The sequence below is a fragment of the Limnobacter sp. genome (assembly GCF_036846585.1).
GTDB lineage: Bacteria > Pseudomonadota > Gammaproteobacteria > Burkholderiales > Burkholderiaceae_B > Limnobacter.
Genome location: NZ_DAIUBR010000027.1, coordinates 1 through 20,649, shown reverse-complemented (window position 1 = coordinate 20,649; position 20,649 = coordinate 1). Strand labels below are relative to the sequence as shown.

The following is a 20,649-nucleotide window of genomic DNA, read 5'->3' as shown; positions in this document are numbered from 1 at the left end:
GTTGGCGGCTCTCATTTGCACACCGCCGAAGCGCGTTGGGGATCACTTTGCGTGCTTTGAAGTTCAATGTCACTGGACTGCTGGGAAACAGTAGTGCCCGCTGTACTTTGATTGGCCGCTTCCACTGCTTCCTCTTCCTGGGTGGGTGTTGTCGTGCTTGAACTGGTGGTGCTGGGCTCTGTGGTGGTTGTGCTGGGTGGCGGGGTAAATGCCTGATCCAGATTCTGGTTAACAGTTGAAGTGCTGGTGGTGCCCGTGCTGCCCGTTCCGATGGTGCCGGAACTGGCTTGCGCAATCGTGCTGGTGCTCAACTGCTGAATCGAGGCCAAGGTGTTGACTACAGGGTCAGTAAACGAATACCCCAAACCCGTGTTCAGTTTGGACACACTACCAAAAACACCGTTGATGGAATTGGCTTCCAGGAAAGCATATTGATTGCCTGCGCCCAGGTTGCCACCAGAAATATCAATCAGATTCAATTGACCCGCCAGGTTGGCAATGCCATTGACAACAATGCAGTCGAAGTCAACGCCCTTCACACCGCCATTGCTTTGAATCTCAATGTCAATAACACTGTTGGCATCAAGGTTCAAATCGCCATTGACGGTCATCAGACCAGGCGATGCGCCCGGAATAATTCGACCACCCTGTGCATTCACATTGCCGTTGACCGTTGCAAAACCGCGCAAGGCACCGCCGTTGATGTTCACGTTTCCAGCCAGGGTGGTGCCCGGCTGAACGATTAAATTGCCTGCGGTCTGGTTGTAGCCATTGCTGAACCCGAACACGCCACCATTGAAGAATACATTCGATGCGTTGGCAAAACCCGAACCAAACTGGATGTTCTGTCCTGACCCGCCTGCGAAGTTCAGCACACCCGTGCCGCTGTTCAAAATGGCGTTGCCAAACAACCCTGAACCCGTAAGGTTCATCACGCCGTTGTTGGCGAAGGTACCTGCACCGGAAATGACACTGGCGAGGGTATACGAACCCGCATTGGTGATGCTGCCACTGTTCACGATTGAGTTGGAAATCAAACTGCCGGATCCATTGCCCAGAACCAGGTTGCCACTGTTGCTCAATGTCCCGTTGCCTGTCAGCAAACCGCTCAATATGTAGTTGCCCTGCAATTCAAACAGGCCATTGTTTTCCACATTGTTGGAAATGGTTTCATTGCCCAGGTTGTTGCCAAAACGTACTGTGGAGGTTGGCCCGTTCACAAGCGACTTGCCACTGACCAAGTCTGCCACTGTCACAATGTTCACACCCGACATGTATTCAATCGAGGTCGGTGTTTGAACTGCAAACTGCACACCACTTAAATCTGAGCCTGCCACAAACGCCACACCGCTGTTGGCCAGTGTAGGTTCGGGTGCGCCCAGCGTGCTCATCACCATGCCTGAATAGGTCAGATTTTGGGTGACATCAAACTTCACACAAATATCATTCACTGAACAGATCAAGCTGCCCTGCGTGAGAGGATCGGGTGTGCCGTCAATTACAAAGGAAGGATCAGCAAAGCCCGTCAACACGGTGGTGATTGGCGTTGAAAATCCATCGTAGTCTTCGTATTCAGCAATTGCGACTGCCTCGGGTGTTACCTGGCCCACCAAAAAGACGGGACGATCAGGCGGCGTGGCAATGCCCAGTTGCGAATAATAAAGCGCAAGGCCCGCGGGCAGGCTGGCCAAGTTTCCGGTGACATTCAAGCGAATGCCACTGCCCACATTCAGGGTCATTGCATCGGGAACAGACGATACGTTCAGCGGATCAAACACGCGCCGCGCCGCAAGGATCAAATTGCCCTGATTACCGGAACTGATGGTGGCTGTGCCGTCCAGATTGGCCACGCCTGCCGGATCAGATTCCACCAACAGGAATGAATCGCCACCCATGTTGATGTTGGCATTGTTCAACACCACGGGGGCAATGGCCGCACCGGTTTCATCTTGCGTGCCCAGCAACAAAACGCTGGTTGGCGACATGTTGATGGTGGTGCTTACTTCAGTATTTCGCAACTCAAGAAATCCATCTGACACAATGTTCAGGGAATTGGTGGTGTCCGCGCTGGACAGCAGGCCACCTGAAATAACCAAGTCGTCGCCAATCAGGATATTGCCCTTGGCCAAAGGCGAGGCAGTGGCTGCATTGCTTGCGTTGACTGCGCTGTTGTCCCAAAAACCCTCTGCTGCAAGGCGACCGCCGTTGCTGCGGTTTACCCCGTACAAATCGGCGGAAGTAAACTTGCCTGACAGGGCGATCAGTGAATTGGTACCATCCACATTCAAGGTGCCGCCAGTGGTTGATACATTGGCACCTGCAAGCCGAACGCGCCCGCTGTTCACCGTCAAGGTGCCATTGAAATCCAGGTCAACCACAGACTCAAAGCCAGTCGATGAGGATTGAGAGAAATCAAACCCGCCAATTCGCAACGCTTTTCCATCGCCACCCGCATTCACACGAATATCGGCTGCCGCAATTACCATGGTGTTGATGGGCGTGGTGGTTACCACTTCCGAATTGAAGCTTGTGTTTGATGAACCGGTTTCAATCGAGTTGAAATAACCATTGGACTCAACAATGACAGGGGCATCAAGCCTGCCATCCAGCCCGGTAATATCCAGTATCGCGCCACCGCCGCCTGAAATTGACACGCTTTCGGTGAACCGGGCGGGCTGCAAAAAGACTTCTTCGGATGATGTTGAGCCATCCATGATGATGCGCGCGCCCTGCTGCGCAACGAACTGCCCATTGGTGCTTGAAATGTAAGCACCGGTTTGCTTGGGCGCAATCGGAACACTACCTGTAGAAGAAACGAATGCACGGCCCAAACCAAGATAGGCAGAAGAGCCAATCCGGATTTGGGAAGCCGAACCCATGCCCAGCGATTGCAAATTCACATTGTTGAAACCAGACCCGATATTCATGCTGCCATTCAGATTCGTGTCAACGCCATCCAGAAACGCGCTGCCACCGAATGAATTGGTCACCACATTGAACGTGCCATCCAGCGTGGCCTGTCCATATTGCATGCCGGCACCAACAAGGTTCATGGTACTTGCCGACCCGGCTGTCAGATTCTGAACCAGGAAAAACCCGGAAGAGGCTGACCCGGTGCTGACACCAAAATTGATGCTGCCTGAATTGGCATTCAGTTCGAAAATATTCGCAAATCCACCATTGAAGTTGATGGTTCCTGCTGTATCAAGCCGATCCAGAAAGCTCGAAGACGAAAGCTCCACAGGCTGCTGGTTCTGGTCCAGACCCGTGGTGGAGAAGGTTGACACTGTGCTGCCAGAATCCACGGTCAATGAACGTGCGCTCAAGAGGCTGTAAGACAAGTTCCCTTGGACGGGTGCGGGCAAACCAACATCGTCAACACCTACGCGAATGTCTGTTTCCGGGATGGACGTGCCTCCGAATGCATTGATTTCCTTGATTTCCAGGTTGGCACCCAGTACATTCAATTTCACTGGTTTGTCTGGCCCGACGAACAGCGTGGCCTCGGTCGAAGGATCCAGTGCCACCGCACTGCTTACGATAATTCGATTCAACACCAAGGGCCCACTTGTTCCAGTGTCATTCATGCCTGAAAGCAGATTGACGCCATCAAGCGGTAATTGCCCTGTCGTGTTGGTCGGCAACACACTGCCACCAACCGCTTCATAAGGTGCCAAAATCAAACTGCCGGAATTTCCCAAATACAAAGGCGCATCCACATACACTGGTTTTGCAATGTCGTAGCTGATGAACAAATTAAAACCGTCGAATGTCGTTTGGCCTGGCTGCAGACCTATGGCTGCATCAATATTGATTTCGCCTTTGGCTTGTAGAAAAAGTTCTGGCGTAACGCCAGTAAGGGACGACAGATTCTGATCAATCAACACCGGTGCAGAAAAGGTCAAATTGCCGTCACCAGGCTGATTGCCGGTTGTATGAATTTGCACGAAAGCATTGTTCTCCAGGCCTGAAACCACCGTGCTTGCGAGCAAATACGATTCCGTGGGGGAGAACGTCGACGAGATGTCGTTGGTGGAAAAAAACGGGCTTTGCGAACTGTTTTCCAGGTTGAAACCACCTTCGGGAATTTGATCCACAATCGTCAAATTCGCAGGGTCGATCAACCACTGCCCCGCTTCACCATTGGGTGCAGACGTGTTGGCTGCCACATTCACCGCCAGGCTTTCTTTGCCAGATGTTTCAACCCGGCCACCATTGCCACCCAGCGAACCGCCTTTGGCCTGTACTTCCGAATCAACCACCGTAAGCCCATCGGCCCACACCACCACTTCGCCGCCGTCACCATTGGCTGCGGCATTGGCCGAAATATGCGTGTTCGCCTGCACCACGGTTTGCTGCGCATTGGCCAGTGTTTCGTCCTGCCCCTGCCAGCCACCACCTATGTGAACGGTACCACCGCCAGCCGCGCCATCTGCTGAAATACGTGCGCCGTCCAGCACAGCAACACGTTGGCCGGTGATGTCAATTTCGCCACCTGTACCACTTTCGCTTTCAGCCAACACCTGGCCGCCCACCAATGCATCGCCCTGTGCAATGAAGCGGATTACGCCGCCCTGGTCCAGTTGTGCGCCAGTGGCTTCAACCACACCACTGTTTTTCACCAAATGCGAAAACAGGGATGCATTTTTGCTGATGATCTTGCCAAGGTTCACTGCTTTGTCACCGTCTTTCACGGTCACAGACAAACCAATTGTGGGGTGCTTCATGTCAACAATGGTGACGCTGTGGCCAGCAGCCAACAGCACTTCGCCGTCGGCATGAATAATGCCGCTGTTTTCGATACTGGGGGCCAGCAACACAATGGAGCCACCGGAATGCGTGGTCAATGTGCCTTGGTTCACAATGCCACCCGCAGTGCCGTTCGCATCGCTGAAACGCAGGTGGCCATTCAACAAATCGATGTCAGAAGCAGCCAGGGTACTGGCCAGAAAACCGGCGGTGTCAATTACCGCACCTTGACCGAAAAACACACCGGCCGGGTTGATCAAAAAGACTTGCCCGTTGCTTTGCAGGTTGCCCAGAATTTGCGACACCTCGCCACCGGTAACCCGGTTGAATACCTGGCTTGCTGCATGTTGCTGAATGAATTGTGTGGTTTGCCCTGCATCAATATTGAACTGTTGCCAATTCAGAATGGCACCGGGTGTATTCGTGATCTGCATCAGGTTGCCAATGGTTTGCGCGGTGGCTTGCCCGGCTGCCACCGACATGCCTGTGGGGTTGGCATAACCAGGGCTGGCAATTGCCATGGCCACACCGAAGGCCACTGCCTTGCGTCGAAACTGGATGGTTGTTCGGGAGCGTGACCGGGTGCCAGATGCTGCGTTTGAAAGACGATTGGATTTCATGGTGTCTTTCCTTACAGGGAGGTGAGAAAGGTGAAATGCAACATCACATCACCGTGCGGTTGAATGGGTACGCCTGAAACCACAGTGGCCAGGTCAACACGAAATTGGTGTTTGGGTGAGAATGAAAACCGGGCACCCACGCCATACGACATTAAATGGGGTTCAACCGGGGAAGCAAACACCGGGTTGTTGAATTTCAACTGCGCAGCCTCAACAAAAGCAACGTATTGCAAACGCTCAAACACCTTTCCAAACAAATTCGCAATATTTGGCCCCAACAGTTCAAGTGATTGGCGCATGCCTTTGTCTGCCGACAGTACCCGTTCTTCAAAACCGCGCACGGAATACACACCGCCCGCACCGAACTGTTCCCCGGGGATCAGGGAATAATCGGTGTGTTGAACATCCAGCTGCGCGGTCAAACGCCAACCGCCACCCACAGGTTCAGACCAGCTTGCATTGGCACGTATCACATCGAAATTCGCTTTCGCTTCCGGGTTGGTCATGCTGTATTGCGCGGTTGAATTGTTGCCGCCAGTCACGTAATTTTTGAAGTATGCGACTTGAAAAGCCCGTTGACGGGCGTCCTGGGTTTCGGTCAGGGTGTACGAAACACCCACTGGCCTGCTTTCAAGTTCGGGCACCAAACTGGGCCCAGCACCATTTAACTGGACCTGGCTGACAAACTGTTTGATTTCATGAGAAAAAGTAAGCCGCGCATCGAACCCGGCCACGCGGTCCAGCAGTTTTACCCAGCGAATGGCTGCCGTGGTACCTGCACCGGCAACCGACACTGAACTGGAACCGACACTTAAATTGCCGGCATCCACATTGGAATCGCTGTAAGCCAACTCGAGCATGGAATCGAGCGTATAAAACGGCACCTTGTAATTCAAACCGAATACTTCCACATCAGACCAGCGGCCGGGCGATGTGACGTACTGAAACGAAGCCATGTGGCCTTTGTTGAAGGCGTTGTTGTGTTGCAGGGCCAGGCCCATGCGGAAATCGCCCGTGGCATTGGTACCCGAATTGTCCAGGGTAAGGTACGCTGCGAGCGGGGGTTGATCGGACACCTGCACCTTGGCATCGACCAAGCCGGGCTTGTTGCTAGGCTCAAGCCGCACCCGGACAATTTTCGCCGGGTTGTCATTGATCAGACGCAGGTTTTTGTCCATCTCCACGGTATTGATCAAGGCACCGGGCTGCAACACCACCAGGCTTTCCTGAATGGACTCAGACGTGAAGTGATCGTTGCCTGCAATCGTGACCACATCCAGACGTGCATCAACAATTTGCAGTTTCAGCTTCTCGCCGGGTTGAATTTCCTGTTCCGGGATCAACACCCGAACCACTTCAAAACCAGCCTCGGCATGCAGTTGTTCAACAGCTGAAGTGGCTGCACGCAAATCAGAAAACGTGATTTCCCGACCCGAAAAACCGTTGAGTATCGACATGACCTGGTCGCGTGGAACCAGTTCCGGGCCTGAAACTTCGAAGCCCGATACGCTAAAACCGGGTTCCTGGTAAGAATCTGGGGACTGGCGGCTGCCTGGGTCAGCAACATCAGAAATACTTTGCGCGTGCACCAACTGGGGGCATGCGAAAACCAACAGCACCACGGCACAGGCGACTGCGGATAATTTGAATTTCATAGAATTGTAAAGCAACCGTTAAATGTTGAAGATCATTCCGGCCGATAGAATGCGCAGCGGCTGGCTTCCTGGATACTGCTGTAACTCTTTTTTAATCTGGTCATGTTCCCTGGGTTTCAAATGACTGATCCAGACTTCACATGCCACGTTCAACTTTTGAAGCTCGCCAAACAACAAACTTGGACACAAATGTTTGGCCAAGTCTGCAAGCCACTTTTCCTTGTCAGGAAATGCGGCTTCGATAAAGAAATAATCCACCTTTTTTGACTGGTTGATAAGCGAGAACAGTCGGTCTGTTCGATGGGTATCACCCGAGAAACACCACCCACCCGAGGGCGTGAACAAAAACACACCTACCGCAGGCACGGTGTGATCCACCTCAACGGTCTGAATTCGGCGCTCACCAAAAGTCAGTACTTCTTCAGGCTTTATCTCAACATACTCCATCACAGGGTTTTCTGCTGAAGGAATTTTTGAGAAGTCAGGCCATATTTCCTCATTGAAAATATGTTGTTGCAAGGCCCTAATTGTGGGGAGGGTCGCGTAAACCTGCAAAGGCTTGGCACGGCCAACGCCCACGGTGTCAATTAAAAAGGGCAGACCGCAGATGTGGTCAAGGTGGGAATGGGTGATCAAGACATGATCGATTTTCTCAAGGCGCGCGAAATCCAGTTCGCACAGGCCTGTTCCGGCATCGATCAGGATGTCGTTGTCAATCAGGAAACTGGTGGTTCCTTGTCTGGGAATACCGATACTGCCGCTGCAACCCAACACTTCTACCGTAGAGTGTTTTTGCATCAAAGCCTCGTAAGAATGACCATTGCGTTGTTATATGGTTTTATGGAGCAAGTCCAGTATATCCGGAATTGCCTTTCGCCCAGCCTCGTAACCCAATGCCACGATCTCGTCGCGGCGCTCAAATTCCATCAAACCAATGTTTTCGATGGGTGGCTGCACATACAAGTCGCTGATTAATCTGGCTTGCCTGGATTTTTCAATGCCACCCAGTTCAATGACCCGCATCAGCGACTTCATCATACTGGGCATTCGCACGCTGCTTTCATCAACCATATGGGCGGTGATGTCTTCCTCCAGCCCCACATCGACCGTCAAAACCTTCCTCGCACCCCGAGCGCGCATGCAGTCCACGGGCACATTGTTCACCAGGGCCCCATCGACCATCACATGACGACCCGCCATGAAAGGCTCGAAGAATACCGGAATTGATGTGCTGGCACGTACGGCCTTCCACAGAGGACCTTGTTCGAAAAGAAACTGATTGCCTGTGGTCAGGTTGCAACTGATTGCGAAAAACGGAATGGGTTGGTCTTCAATCAACATGTCTCCAAAGGCATTGCGATACACCTCATCAACAGCCTTGCTTTTGACAAAACCATGTTTTGGAATCCAGTAATCGCTTAGCTTGAATGGCAGGCCTTTCTTGAAACTGATGGCCAAGGCCTTGCTGACTTCGGCTGCTGTGCGGCCCGATGCGATCAGCGCACCGACCAGGGCTCCCATGGAAGTACCCCCCACGGAATCGATCACTACACCGGCTTCTTCGAGGGCTTGATAAAAACCTGCATGGGCAAAACCACGCGCACCACCCCCACCCAAGACTAGGCCCAGCGTTAACCCCAGAATATGGCGAGCCACCCGCGCATTGTCTGCATGGTGCCCCCGCCGAATATGCAGCAGCTTGAACCCGGTGCCAAAGGTTTCGCGAATGCGTTGCGTGACAGACTGCTCCACCCAGGATGCCTCGTGCACCAGCACCATCCACACCGGCAAATCCGTGTCAGCCGATTGCAGTTGTGCCTGCACGATTTCGCAACTGCGTGCGTCATTCAAGGTGCTGGCACAAATCATGAGCACCATGCAATCCAGTTCTTCAATCAGTTGGTCATTCAAGCATGCCAGCGGTTCGCCTTGAATCATCTCAACCACCCAGCTTGCCGGGCCTGCAAGGTTGCCAACCGGTATTTCCTGAAGGTTTTTCCACAGCCGCAACTCGCAGTGCCGGGCCATGGCAGACTGAAAACCTTCTACCGCCTGTGCGCTGAATCCTTCAGGCCTGACAAAAGATTGAAACAGAATGAACTGGTGTTGTTTCGAAGGGCCGCTGTAGCCAAGCTCACGCTTGAAACGCGACACAAGGAGGCGGATCAGGTGGTGATAAACAGAACGGCTGAATTCACCGAATTTCTCCAGCGCAGTCTGATCGATTTCAAGCAATACGCTGTCTCGCCGGGCGGAAATGGTCAGGGTTCTGGGGGCCTGATCAAAAAAACCAAGCTCGCCAATCATTTCTGCGGGATAGAAGGCCAGGGTCAGGTCAATGTGCCCGTCCGGACGAATGCGCTGGCCTTTCAACTGGCCTTGCAACAGCAGGTAAAAATGGTGGCTGGCCTCACCCTGGCGAAACAGTGTTTCACCGCGGGGCAAACGGATCAAGTTGGCCAAGCCAATCAGTTGCTCGGCTTCATCAATCCGAATGTCGAGCTTCTTCGACAAAAGCTTGATGGCATGGCTTAGTTCGACAACTGGCAATCCAGCAGGGTTGGACAAGGGTGCACCGTGGCGTGAATGGTTTGTCATGATGGTAGCAAACTATTCACAAACAAAGCACACCCACTGTGAGGCACCCCTGCACAAACAATCAACGCTTCAGGAAGCCCTTCAATGCATCTTTCACTTTCTCTTCGGCCTTGCCCTTCAGTTCTTCTTTCTTCTCGTCAATTTTAGGCTGTAACTTGGCCTTGGCTGCGTCTTTGGCAAGGTCTTTGAACTGCAGTTCCCATTGCACGCCTGCGAAAGGACCAAACAAACGCACGGGCACCGTGACGCCGTTCAAACCCGAATCCAGCGTTTTTCCCCCTTGCCCGGTGCTTGTGGCAACAACCGTGGCGCGCGCCAGGTAATCGAGCGTATTTTTCACCAAATTAACCTGGCCAGCGCCACCAATCCGGAACAGTGGAGCCATCACATTCAAGTCGTTCGAGGTGGCCACGCCATCATTGATGTCAAAGCTGACCGCCAGTGAACTGAAATCGGTTTTCTGCGTGCTGTCGGTTTTCTGGGTTGTGTTGCTTGCACCGCTCAACAGCGATTTGGCGTTGCGCAATTTCTCGGCCAGATTAATGCCCTTGATTGCGCCATCTTGCAAACTGACGGACACCTTGCCATCCATTGCGGCTTTCATTTGATTGACGGTGTTGCCGGTGGTGCGAATATTGATGCCCACATTGCCCTTGCCCTCGGCCATGTCTTTGTCGAGCAGCGCCTTGATGACCGGTTGAATTTGAACCCCGCTCATGTTCTGGTTGACAGTCACGGTTTGTGTGTTGGCATCGGCAGTGATCACGCCGCTGGTGGAACCACCATACAACTGTGCGTCCAGCGGTGAGATGGTCAATTTTCCACCGCGTGCCACTGCCTTGGTTTTCAATCGACTGGCCTGAATATTGGAGACTTTCAATTCACCAATATTGGCAGTGATATCCAGGTTTAAATTGCGCAAGGGACTCAAATCCACAGGGGTGTCTTTGGGTTCACCACCACCGGTTTTTGCAGCCGTTTCAGCAGACGTTTTCTTCGGTGGCAACAGCGCATCGATGTCCAGTTTGTCTGCATTCAACACGGCCGTGATGGCTGGCTTGGCAAAGTTCTTGACCGCTGCCTTCAAATCAAATGAAGTGGCCTCGAACCTGGAATTCAAATCCAGTTCGGCGGTTTTCTCGGTGTTGTTCACTTCAAGGCGACCTGCCAAGGGCATGCTGGCTGATTTTTTGGGCAAGGCGGGGTCTTGCACATCCAGTTGTCCGCTGATGTTTTTCAACTCGATCAACTGGCTTTTCATGTTCACGCTCAAGGGGCTGGTCAGCTTCAAATTCACGGTACGCTGGCCCTCCACCAACTTCACCGTGGTGTCCAGGGCAGCTACGACAGACTGTTTCAGGTTGCCTTCCAGCTTCGCCAAAGCCACGGAGGCATTGATGGTGCGTGTGACCTGTTTTAAATCGACATTGAAATTGAAGGCTTCGCCACGCGCAACCGTTTCACTCAATTCCAGCGAAGGCGAATTCAAGCTGATATCGAATGCCCCCACATCGGGCAGTTGTCCCTTGGCTTTGGCATCCAGCGACTGTGCCTTCACTTCCAGCGTGTTGGGGTTCACGTTCAGGGTACTGGCCTGCACATTCACATCGGCTTGCTGTTTGTCCAGTTGCCCCAACACAGCCAGTTTCAGGTTTTCAAAATTGGCGTAAAGGTTTTCGCCCAAACCGAACTCAAGCCGCGTGTTCAGGTTAATGTTCAAATCAGCCTGTGGTTTGTTGGCTTTCAAATTGCCTTTCAGGGCAATGTCGGTGGGCACGCCGGGTTCTATCCGCCCACTTTGCAAAACGAAGTTGTTCAATGACGCTTCCAGCCCGCCCTGCTTGTCCGCATAGTTCACATTCAGGTTTTCAAGCGCAATCGAATCGACCGAGAAGTTCAAGGCTTGTTGGCCTTCGGCGGGCGCTTGCTCCTGTTCCTCTTTCACTTCTTCGTTTTTCCCGGAATTGCTGAGATCAGCAAAATTAAACTTGCCATCCGCATCCTTGACCACATTCACAGTGACCCCGGTGGCCTGTACAGCATCCACCACAATTTCTGAACGCAACAAGGGCAACAAAGCCAATGAAATACTGACCTTGTCGGCTTTCAGAAATTGATCGGTACTTTGGAATTCAGACAAGGTGACGCCATTCAAATCGGCGCCAATAGAGGGAAACCATTTCAATTGCACAGGGCCGGTGAACGCAAGATCGCGTTGCTGTTTTTGCTTGACCACCGCACTGGCTTTGTTCAGCAAAGCCTGTTGGTCAATGGTGTTCACCAAAATTGCTGCGGTGGCTGCCAAAACAAGCGGCACACCCACAACAATTCCCACACCCCATGCAACTGCCTTCTTCATGGCAAACCTCCCTAAACTGCCTGTTCTTCGGTCGTCTGGCTGATCTTGCTCCACACGCTTGGCCCCTTGGCCGCTTTTTCAATGTCGGCCAGGTAAGCTTGGTGCAAAGCCAATTCCTCTTCGGACGGCTCGGGCTCTGCCAAATTCAATGCGCTTAACTTGATGCGTTCTACACCATCGTCGTCATGGTGGGCATTCAAATCAATTACCAGGCTATCTTGCCCGCGTGTCATGGCAAGGTACACTTCAGCCAGAATTTGCGAATCCAGCAAGGCGCCGTGCAACTGGCGATGGGCATTGTTTACGCCAAGGCGGTCGCACAGGGTGTCCAGGTTGTTGCGTTTGCCCGGGAACATTTCGCGGGCCATGCCCAGCGAATCGATTACACCTTCGACATAATCGGCCATTTTGCCAAGGCCCACACGATCCAGTTCACCATCCAGAAACCCGATGTCGAATGATGCGTTGTGAATGATCAGGGTACTGCCCTGCACGAAATCGAGAAAATCTTTGGCGATCTGTTTGAATTTGGGTTTGTCCGCGAGCATGTCATCCGAAATGCCGTGCACCTGAAACGCACCTTCATCAACCGCGCGCTCGGGGTTGATGTATTGGTGAAAGTGGTGATCGGTGACCTGCCGCCCGTTCACTTCGATACAGCCAATTTCAATAATCCGGTGCCCCTGTCGAACTTCCAGGCCTGTTGTTTCGGTGTCCAGTACCACGTATCTCATTGTTTCATCACCTTTTCTACACCTTGGTTGGCCAATTCATCCGCTTTTTCATTGCCAGGGTTGCCGGAATGGCCTTTTACCCAGTGCCAGCGCACCAGGTGGCGCACGCTGGCCTCATCCAGGGTTTGCCACAAATCGGCATTTTTCACCGGCTTTTTGTCCGATGTTCTCCAGCCATTCATTTTCCACTTGGGCATCCACTCCAGTACGCCTTTACGCACGTACTGAGAATCGGTGTACACATCGATGCTGCAACGTTTCTTCAGGGCATTCAAACCCTCGATGACCGCAGTCAGTTCCATGCGGTTGTTGGTAGTGTTCAGTTCGCCACCACACAACTCCTTGGCATGGTCACCCGACTGCAGGAACACGCCCCAACCACCGGGGCCAGGGTTGCCTTTGCACGCACCGTCCGCGTACATCACAACGGTGGCTATTCTTTGTTCTGTCAAAATTTGATCCTGTTGGCGTTATCCACGGCCGCATATTGTAGGTGTTTTATGCAGGGCCTTATTGGCCAAAGGTTTGAGTTGGCGCGCCGATACCTTTTTGTCTTTGAATGCCGGGCCGATCAAACGCATGCCGTGAACACGTTTCACCGCGCACACGAAATACACCGCACCGCACACCGGCCACCAGCGGTCGCCGGCATGTTCCATAAAACCCATCCGGCTTAGGCCCCGTTCGGTAAAGGCCGGAAAACGGTAACATCCAAAGCGACCAAATTCGGGCTCGAATGACAGCAATTTCAACCAGTCTTTCAGGCGAATCAAGTGAATGGGTTCGCAACCTTGTGGCCACACGGGCACCCAGCGCTTCAATGCAGCATGGCGCAGCCCCCACAGGGACATGGGATTAAAACCGGTGATGACAACACGCCCCTCCGGCATCAATACGCGATCCACTTCACGCAGCAACTGATGCGGGTCTTCGGAAAACTCCAGCACATGCGGCAACACCAACATGTCAAGCGATTGGCTCTCGAACGGCAATTCTTCAAACTCGGCGAAACAATCGGGCTGGTACACCGCCACCCCGTTGTGCGCACTGGCCACCAGGCCTTGCTGCACGTAAGCCTTGTGGGGAATGCGGCTTTCCTTCAAACCGTCAACCAGCCGCGTGCCCAACTGCACGGCCCTGAACCCGAAAATATCGGCCACCACGGAGTCAATCCAGTGCTGCTCGCGTGCAGTGAAGTACCTGCCAGCCGGTGTATTCAACCAAGCATCGAGTGCTACCATTTGGGCTTGTGATTTAGTCAATTCGTTCAGGGGTTCAGATGGAATCATTCAAGTCTTCTCAAGTTTCTAATTGGTCGGTCTACGGCATTCCGGCCTTTCAGGACAACTACCTGTGGGCAATTGTGCATGAACCAAGCAAAGCCTGCGTGGTGGTAGACCCCGGTTGTGCCCGGTCGGTTCAAGGTTTTCTGGATTCCCACGGCTACCATCTTAGCGGTATTTTGGTGACCCATCACCATTTGGACCATGTCGGCGGAATTGATCACCTGCTAAAACAGAACGGAAACGACCTACCAGTGTACGGACCTGCCTCCGGGCGTGTGGCACAAGTGAACCACCCCGTCAAGGAAGGTGATGTGGTGGATGTGCACTGCCTGATGGCCAAGGTACTGGATGTACCAGGCCACACGGTGGACCACATTGCCTATGTCATTGAGCTGAAAGACACCATGAACAGCGATGAAGTGTGGATGTTTTGCGGCGACACCCTGTTCTCGGGCGGGTGTGGGCGACTTTTCGAGGGCACGCCCCAACAAATGTTTGAATCCCTTCAAAAAATCAATCAATTTCCGGCAAATACCCGTATTTACTGTGCCCACGAGTACACCGAATCAAACATGCGGTTTGCACGGGCCTTCGCACCGGACTCTAAAAATATTGAGAAACGGGAAATTGAGGTGCGCAAAATTCGGGAGAAAGGCTTAAGCACAATTCCGACAACTCTTGAAACCGAACGACTGAGCAATTTGTTCATCAACGCAACAAATCCCATTGAATTCAAAGAAATACGTGAAGCAAAAGACAATTTCTGATTGCGACAGTCAGTTAACATTTTTTTACAAACACACTTATTTAAAATAATTCAAGGGGTATCACTCGAACTGGGGCATGGGTCAACTCTCGATTGACCACGGAGTAAGTTCGACATAGCATGCACGTTCTTTGTTCATGGTGCCTGACCGGGCCGCGCGATCCACTTGAAAAACAGTTCGTTCACCGACGGAATAATTCACAGCCCAAAGCCCGGCAATGTTGCAGGAGGCTTTGGCTTTAAGAGCTTGGTGGCCAGCGCGTTGCTGGCGTTCACTACGACGGTCAGCCACGCCCACAGCGATGTGACATTGAATGCCGAGAACGTTGAATCCGCGGAAGTTCAACTGTTTGGCTTGATCTCGCCGAACTCAACCCTTGAACTGAAAATGTCGGGCCCGCTGGAACTGATCACGCTCGACCTCAGCGCCGAACCCACTGATGTGTGGTCAGAAATTCGAAAAAACCTCTCAATCCCTGACCTCAACAACCGGGCTGTGGTGGTCCGTGAACGCGCCCTGCTAAAAAACAAGCGGATGGTGACCGCCATGCTGAAGCGGTCCGAGCCCTATATTTACTTTATTGCACAGGAATGCGAGAAGCGCGGCATGCCTTCCGAGCTTGCTCTGCTGCCGTTTGTCGAAAGCCAGTTCAACCCGCTTGCACGTTCGCCGTCAGCGGCCGAAGGGCTGTGGCAATTTGTACCCGGCACCGGGCGGCAGTTCGACTTGAAACAAAACAAATGGGTGGATGAAAGGCGAGACCTGGTGGCGTCCACCCGGGCCGCACTGGATTACCTGACCTACCTTTATGACATGCACGGGGACTGGCACCTGGCACTGCTTTCCTACAACTGGGGAGAAGGTTCTGTGCTGAGAGCTGTAAAAAAAGCGCAGGATGCCGGGCTGGAACCACTGATCGACAACCTGGACTTGCCGCTTGAAACCCGCCATTACATTCCCAAACTGCAGGCATTGAAAAATCTGATTCAAAGCCCCGAACGCTTTGGCATTACCCTGCCCAAATTTCCGAACAAACCCTATTTCACTGAAATCAAGCGAACTTCAGATGTAGACCTTCGGGAAATTGCGCGCCTTGCCGGGGTTGAACTGGACATGATCCGCAAACTGAACCCGGCATTGAACCAGCCTGTTTTGTACGCTGCCCACAGCAACACGCTGCTGATACCCGTCGAGCACTCCGCCAAAATTCAGGCCAGCCTGAAGGCCTACAAGCCCGCGAAACCTTACCGCAGTTACGTGGTCATGAAAGGCGACACCTTGAGTGAAATTGCACAGCAATATGGAGTGAAGATAAAGGACCTGCAACGCATGAATGGCCTGGGCAAGAAAAAGCTGATTAAACCGGGCATGAAACTGACCATTCCCAACACACCGAAACAGGAAAGCTGGGAATCCTAGCAAATTTATAAAACGGGCGCAGCGTTGATCAATTGGCGTGTATAAGCATGCTGCGGGTTGGCAAAAAGCAGTTCCGCCGAGCCACGTTCAACCACGTTGCCATGCCTTAGCACCACCACCTCGTCGGCCAGGTACTGCACCACAGCCAGGTTGTGGGTAATGAACAACATGGCCACGCCTGTTTCGTTTTGCAGGCGTTTCAACAGGTTCAGTATTTGTGCCTGAACCGACACATCCAAAGCAGATGTGGGTTCATCGCATATCAAAATTTTGGGTTCTGAAACCAAAGCACGCGCAATTGCGATACGTTGGCGCTGACCACCAGAAAATTCATGCGGAAAACGGGCCAGCGCCTCTTCTGGCAGGCTGACCTGCTCAATCACCTTCAAAACACGGGACTTGCGGGCCGCTGCATCCAGATCAGGCCGCAGGCTGAGCAGCGGTTCTTCCAGAATTTCGGCAATACGGTGGCGCGGGTTCAGAGAAGCAAAGGGGTCTTGAAATACAAACTGGATTTTCGAACGCCAGCCTTGCGGCCCACGCTCGGGCCACTGGCGAAGCGGACGCCCTTCCATCAACACATCGCCCTGCACCTTGGCATTGCTGCCCAGCAGGCCCAGCAAGGCACGTGCAGCCGTTGTTTTTCCTGAACCCGATTCACCCACCAACGCCACAGTGCGGCCTTGCAACAGGGTGACATCCAGCTTGTTCAGCACGGGTTTGAAATGCCTGCGCAACACACCGCCTTTTTCAGGGTAAGCCACCGAAAGCGACACGGTTTGCAGCACCACTTTGGCTGTTGTAGCGAATGTGCCTGCATCACTGGAATTCGTGTTGACTGAACCTGGCTTTTGAAACGACAAGTCGGCGTGATAGAAGCAACGCACTTGATGGCTTTCAGTGGCCATGAGCAAACCGGGCGTGCTTTGCGTGCAGTTTTCCTGCGCGTGCATGCAACGGGCGGCAAACCTGCAACCGGGTTGTGGGTTGACCAGCGACGGCACCCTGCCCTCCAGGGCGTACAACGCCTGGCCCCGCTGCGCCTGGCTGGGCAGCGATTTCACCAAGGCGTGTGCATAGGGGTGGCGCGGGTCTGCAAAAAACTCGGCCGTACCGGCTTTTTCAACCAGTTGGCCTGCGTACATCAAACCCACGGTGTCGGCCATTTGCTTCACGATTGCAAGGTCATGCGTAATCAGCAGCATGGCCATGCCTTGCTCGCGCTGCAGCGTTTTCAACAGATCAAGAACCTGCGCCTGAATGGACACATCCAGCGCGGTGGTGGGCTCATCGGCAATCAGCAGATCAGGCTTCACACACAGCGCCATGGCAATCATCACGCGCTGCTTTTGCCCGCCCGACATTTCAAACGGAAACTGTTGCAAACGCTTTTTCGGCTCGGGAATGCCCACATGTGCCAACCAGTCTTCTGCCTCTTTCAGCGCCTGCGCCTTGCTGGCACCGGTGTGCAGGCAAATCATTTCCGTAAGCTGGTCGCCCACCGTCATCACCGGGTTCAGGCTGGTACCCGGTTCCTGAAAAATCATGGCAATTCGTTTGCCACGCAGGCCGCGCATGGCCGTTTCGCTGATGCGCAACACATCGGTATTTGTGCTGTCATCGCTTAGCTTCACCTGCCCGGCTACAATCGCGCCGCTGTCTGGCAACAGGCGTGCAATGCTGAGCGCGGTCATGGACTTGCCACAACCCGATTCACCCACCAACGCAAAGGTTTGGCCTTTTTCAATTGCCAGGGACAAATCATCCAGCGCATGAACCCAGCCTGCTTCACTGGCCAATCGTGTGCTTAGTCCGTGGATGTCGAGCAAACCCATACGCCTACACCCTTACCAAAGATTGTTTCAACTGGCGTGCGCGGGGATCAAACGCATCGCGCACCGCATCGGCAAACAGGTTGGCCGACAAGACCAGCAACAGCATGAACACAAAGGCAGCGGCAAGGCTCCACCACACAACCGGTTCACGGCTCAATTCAAGGCGGGCTGCATTGATCATAGTGCCGTAACTGAAGGTGCTGGGGTCGACCCCAACGCCCACATAACTAAGCACGGCTTCAGCCAGCACCAGCCCGGAAAAATCCATGACCATGGCAATCAGAATGAGGTGCATCAAGTTCGGCAGCAAATGCGAGAACAAAATTTTTGCGCTGGATACACCACTGGCGCGTGCGGCCAGAATGTAATCCTGTTCGCGCATTTTCAGCACCTCGCCACGCATTAGGCGGGCCAGGCCTGTCCAGCTTGTCAAACCCAAAATGGCACACAAAAAGAAAAGCCGAAGGTCGGCTTTCTCAATCGAGGATGCAAAAGCTTCCGGATTCGCCTCCAGGGCCACCTGCAACATCAACACGGTGGCCGCAATAAGCAACACCGAGGGGATGGAATTCAACGTGGTGTAAATGTACTGAATAATGTCATCGACCCAACCCCTGAAATAACCTGCAGCCAAGCCCATCGCAATGCCCACAGGCAAAGTCAGCAAGGTGGTCAGCAAACCAATCAGCATGGCAGTGCGCAGGCCTTTCAGTGCGATGTAAAGCACATCCACACCCACTTTGTCGGTGCCCAGCACGTGGTAGGCCTCGGCCCATTTCCACACCACACCGCCGATGACACACAGTGCAAACAGGGTCCACACCACGGCGCGGTAAGCCCCGCTGCCATTGAACACGCCAATGCCGTTTTGAAGTTCAGCGTGCGCCATGGCACGACGAACAACCCACAAGGCCACCAGAAAAAACGCCCACAGCACTACACCGCCCAAGGCACCCTGATAGGCACGTCGGGTCAAGTCCTGGGCTTTGTCGTTTTCAGAAGCCAGATGCACACCGCCAAACTGCAGGCGCGGGTAATCGCGCACAGGCTTGCCATCCACTTCCATGGTTTCCTTGCTCAAGGCGCGTGTGGCCAAGGGCGCTGAATAGGACTTTTCACGCGCATAGGCCAAGGGGCCAAGCGCCACATCAAGCACGGAAATGATGGGGCTGGCGTAGCGGCTTTGTTGCGTGGAATTCAAACGCAGGTGCACACTGTCCAGCAACGTGATGACGACCGCCAACAACAGGATCACCAAACTGGCGCTGGCAATCTTCGATTGGAACACCAGTCCCCACGAGGCACGCGCAAGCGGGTTTTTAATAACCGACCGCGCGTATGCCAACACGCCAAAAACCAGCAACCAAATTAAAACATCAGTCAGCAAAAAGGTGGGCATCATTGGCCTGTGCTCCTTAAGCCAACCGGACCCGAGGGTCCGCAATGGTGTAGGCAATGTCAGTCAAAATCAAACCCACCAGGTAAAGCACCGAGCCAATAAACACCATGGCGCGCACAATTGCAAAGTCTTGCGACTGAATGGCTTCGATGGTGTAACTGCCCAGGCCGGGAATGCCGAAGAACGATTCGGAAATCAGGGAGCCCATGAACAGCAAGGGAATGACCGTGACAGAACCCGTAAGTATGGGAATCAAGCCATTGCGCAGCACATGCCGCCCCAACACTTGTATTTCAGACAGGCCCTTGGAGCGTGCAGTGCGCACGTAATCCTTGTTGATTTCTTCAAGGAAAATGGTGCGGTACCAGCGTGTGCCGCCCCCCAGGCCACTGACCACGCCAATGATGACGGGCAGAATCAGGAAACGCCATGCTTCAACGCCAGGGTCGTACCCGGAAATGGGAACCAGTGCCAGGGTTTTGGAGAACAGATATTGCCCACCAATGATGTAAAACAAACCTGAAATGGACATGGCCAACACGCACAGCACCACACCGCTTAGATCCAGGTAGGTGCCCCTGAAAAATGTCAGCAACAGGGACAACACAATGTTTAAAAACAAACCGAGAACAAACACGGGAACAGCCAGGGCCAAGCTGGGCCCTGCCCGCTTTGCAATTTCACTGGCAATGTTGCGGCCGTCGTCAGAACTTCCAAACTCACCCGCAAACATGGGCACGGATTTTTGAAAGAAAATGGTTTCGCCCGCCTTGCCCAAGCCTTCAGCTCCGCTGTTGTACAGCAAGGGCAAGTCGTAACCGCGTTCGCGTTTCCATTGTTCGACTGATTCCTGCGCAACCCGCTTGCCACCCAGCGCCATGCGCGCCATGTCATCGGGGCTGTTCACCTGAAAAAACAGCACAAAGGTAATCAGGTTCACACCCAGCAGCACCAGCAAACCGTACAACACACGACGCAACAAATAATTGCCCATCAGCGGCGACCCCCCGTGTGGGTTGTCACTGTGGTGGCCAGGTCTTCTCGAATACCCATTGCTTGCTCACGACGTTTCCAGGCCGCCCATGCCGGCCAAATGAACAGGGCCAACGCAATCAGCAACACTGGCATGGGCCACCAATCGGGCTTGTTCCACACCGTACGCGCAATATCACGCTTGGCCGTATCAATGGTTTTGTACTTGATGCTGTTGCGGGCAAGGTCGTTCGGC

The 20,649-nt window shown here is 53.3% G+C and carries 13 protein-coding genes and 1 pseudogene; 2 read left to right on the top strand and 12 right to left on the bottom strand.

What is annotated here, in order from left to right:
* Window positions 1-11: 11 nt before the first annotated feature.
* From V7028_RS11935 to V7028_RS11900, 8 genes are all read right to left on the bottom strand, one after another.
* Window positions 12-5,369 (bottom strand): two-partner secretion domain-containing protein, encoded by a 5,358-nt coding sequence (locus tag V7028_RS11935; protein ID WP_334120308.1) that lies wholly within the window; start codon window positions 5,367-5,369, stop codon window positions 12-14.
* An 11-nt stretch (window positions 5,370-5,380) separates the two neighbouring features.
* Window positions 5,381-7,024: a ShlB/FhaC/HecB family hemolysin secretion/activation protein gene (locus V7028_RS11930; protein WP_334120307.1), complete on the bottom strand. Its 1,644-nt coding sequence runs from the start codon at window positions 7,022-7,024 to the stop codon at window positions 5,381-5,383.
* An 18-nt stretch (window positions 7,025-7,042) separates the two neighbouring features.
* Window positions 7,043-7,822, bottom strand: a complete 780-nt coding sequence (locus V7028_RS11925) for a 3',5'-cyclic-nucleotide phosphodiesterase (protein ID WP_334120306.1) — start codon at window positions 7,820-7,822, stop codon at window positions 7,043-7,045.
* 30 nt (window positions 7,823-7,852) lie between these two features.
* Window positions 7,853-9,622, bottom strand: coding sequence for a patatin-like phospholipase family protein (locus V7028_RS11920; protein ID WP_334120305.1), 1,770 nt, complete (start codon window positions 9,620-9,622; stop codon window positions 7,853-7,855).
* A 61-nt stretch (window positions 9,623-9,683) separates the two neighbouring features.
* A complete protein-coding gene (locus V7028_RS11915; protein ID WP_334120304.1) occupies window positions 9,684-11,981 on the bottom strand; it encodes an AsmA family protein in 2,298 nt (765 codons plus the stop codon).
* Window positions 11,982-11,992: 11 nt separating this feature from the next.
* Window positions 11,993-12,715: a DNA polymerase III subunit epsilon gene (gene dnaQ / locus V7028_RS11910; RefSeq protein ID WP_334120303.1), complete on the bottom strand. Its 723-nt coding sequence runs from the start codon at window positions 12,713-12,715 to the stop codon at window positions 11,993-11,995.
* The gene (rnhA, locus tag V7028_RS11905; RefSeq protein ID WP_442918737.1) at window positions 12,712-13,137 is read right to left on the bottom strand and encodes a ribonuclease HI; all 426 of its coding nucleotides are present in this window, start codon (window positions 13,135-13,137) and stop codon (window positions 12,712-12,714) included. Before rnhA ends, dnaQ begins: the two co-directional genes overlap by 4 nt.
* 48 nt (window positions 13,138-13,185) lie before the next feature.
* Window positions 13,186-14,004: a class I SAM-dependent methyltransferase gene (locus V7028_RS11900; protein ID WP_334120302.1), complete on the bottom strand. Its 819-nt coding sequence runs from the start codon at window positions 14,002-14,004 to the stop codon at window positions 13,186-13,188.
* On the opposite strand from V7028_RS11900, the gene gloB reads away from it, so the two are divergent.
* Together gloB and V7028_RS11890 are read left to right on the top strand one after the other, a co-directional pair.
* Window positions 13,995-14,768: a hydroxyacylglutathione hydrolase gene (gene gloB / locus V7028_RS11895; protein ID WP_334120301.1), complete on the top strand. Its 774-nt coding sequence runs from the start codon at window positions 13,995-13,997 to the stop codon at window positions 14,766-14,768. The genes V7028_RS11900 and gloB overlap by 10 nt on opposite strands.
* A 165-nt stretch (window positions 14,769-14,933) precedes the next feature.
* Window positions 14,934-16,187 carry a transglycosylase SLT domain-containing protein gene (locus tag V7028_RS11890; RefSeq protein ID WP_334120300.1) on the top strand — a complete coding sequence of 418 codons (1,254 nt, stop codon included), beginning with the start codon at window positions 14,934-14,936 and terminating at the stop codon, window positions 16,185-16,187.
* Between the two features lie 5 nt (window positions 16,188-16,192).
* On the opposite strand, the gene V7028_RS11885 is transcribed toward V7028_RS11890, so the two are convergent.
* The 4 genes and pseudogenes from V7028_RS11885 to V7028_RS11870 all read right to left on the bottom strand — a co-directional run.
* Entirely contained in the window at window positions 16,193-18,022 is a 1,830-nt protein-coding gene (locus V7028_RS11885) for an ABC transporter ATP-binding protein (RefSeq protein ID WP_334120299.1), read from the bottom strand.
* A 4-nt stretch (window positions 18,023-18,026) separates the two neighbouring features.
* Entirely contained in the window at window positions 18,027-19,421 is a 1,395-nt protein-coding gene (locus V7028_RS11880) for an ABC transporter permease (RefSeq protein WP_334120324.1), read from the bottom strand.
* Window positions 19,422-19,437: 16 nt separating this feature from the next.
* Entirely contained in the window at window positions 19,438-20,415 is a 978-nt protein-coding gene (locus V7028_RS11875) for an ABC transporter permease (RefSeq protein ID WP_334120298.1), read from the bottom strand.
* Window positions 20,415-20,649: pseudogene (locus V7028_RS11870) on the bottom strand (ABC transporter substrate-binding protein); the annotation flags it as partial. The pseudogene V7028_RS11870 and the gene V7028_RS11875, both read right to left, overlap by 1 nt.

Excerpts from the sequence above, each read along its gene's own strand:
- V7028_RS11885 (WP_334120299.1), bottom strand. The coding sequence starts at position 18,022 with ATGGGTTTGCTCGACATCCACGGACTAAGCACACGATTGGCCAGTGAA.
- gloB (WP_334120301.1), top strand. The coding sequence starts at position 13,995 with ATGGAATCATTCAAGTCTTCTCAAGTTTCTAATTGGTCGGTCTACGGC.
- dnaQ (WP_334120303.1), bottom strand. The coding sequence starts at position 12,715 with ATGAGATACGTGGTACTGGACACCGAAACAACAGGCCTGGAAGTTCGA.
- V7028_RS11930 (WP_334120307.1), bottom strand. The coding sequence starts at position 7,024 with ATGAAATTCAAATTATCCGCAGTCGCCTGTGCCGTGGTGCTGTTGGTT.
- V7028_RS11900 (WP_334120302.1), bottom strand. The coding sequence starts at position 14,004 with ATGATTCCATCTGAACCCCTGAACGAATTGACTAAATCACAAGCCCAA.
- V7028_RS11920 (WP_334120305.1), bottom strand. The coding sequence starts at position 9,622 with ATGACAAACCATTCACGCCACGGTGCACCCTTGTCCAACCCTGCTGGA.
- V7028_RS11935 (WP_334120308.1), bottom strand. The coding sequence starts at position 5,369 with ATGAAATCCAATCGTCTTTCAAACGCAGCATCTGGCACCCGGTCACGC.
- V7028_RS11925 (WP_334120306.1), bottom strand. The coding sequence starts at position 7,822 with ATGCAAAAACACTCTACGGTAGAAGTGTTGGGTTGCAGCGGCAGTATC.
- V7028_RS11875 (WP_334120298.1), bottom strand. The coding sequence starts at position 20,415 with ATGGGCAATTATTTGTTGCGTCGTGTGTTGTACGGTTTGCTGGTGCTG.
- V7028_RS11880 (WP_334120324.1), bottom strand. The coding sequence starts at position 19,421 with ATGCCCACCTTTTTGCTGACTGATGTTTTAATTTGGTTGCTGGTTTTT.
- V7028_RS11915 (WP_334120304.1), bottom strand. The coding sequence starts at position 11,981 with ATGAAGAAGGCAGTTGCATGGGGTGTGGGAATTGTTGTGGGTGTGCCG.
- rnhA (WP_442918737.1), bottom strand. The coding sequence starts at position 13,137 with ATGTACGCGGACGGTGCGTGCAAAGGCAACCCTGGCCCCGGTGGTTGG.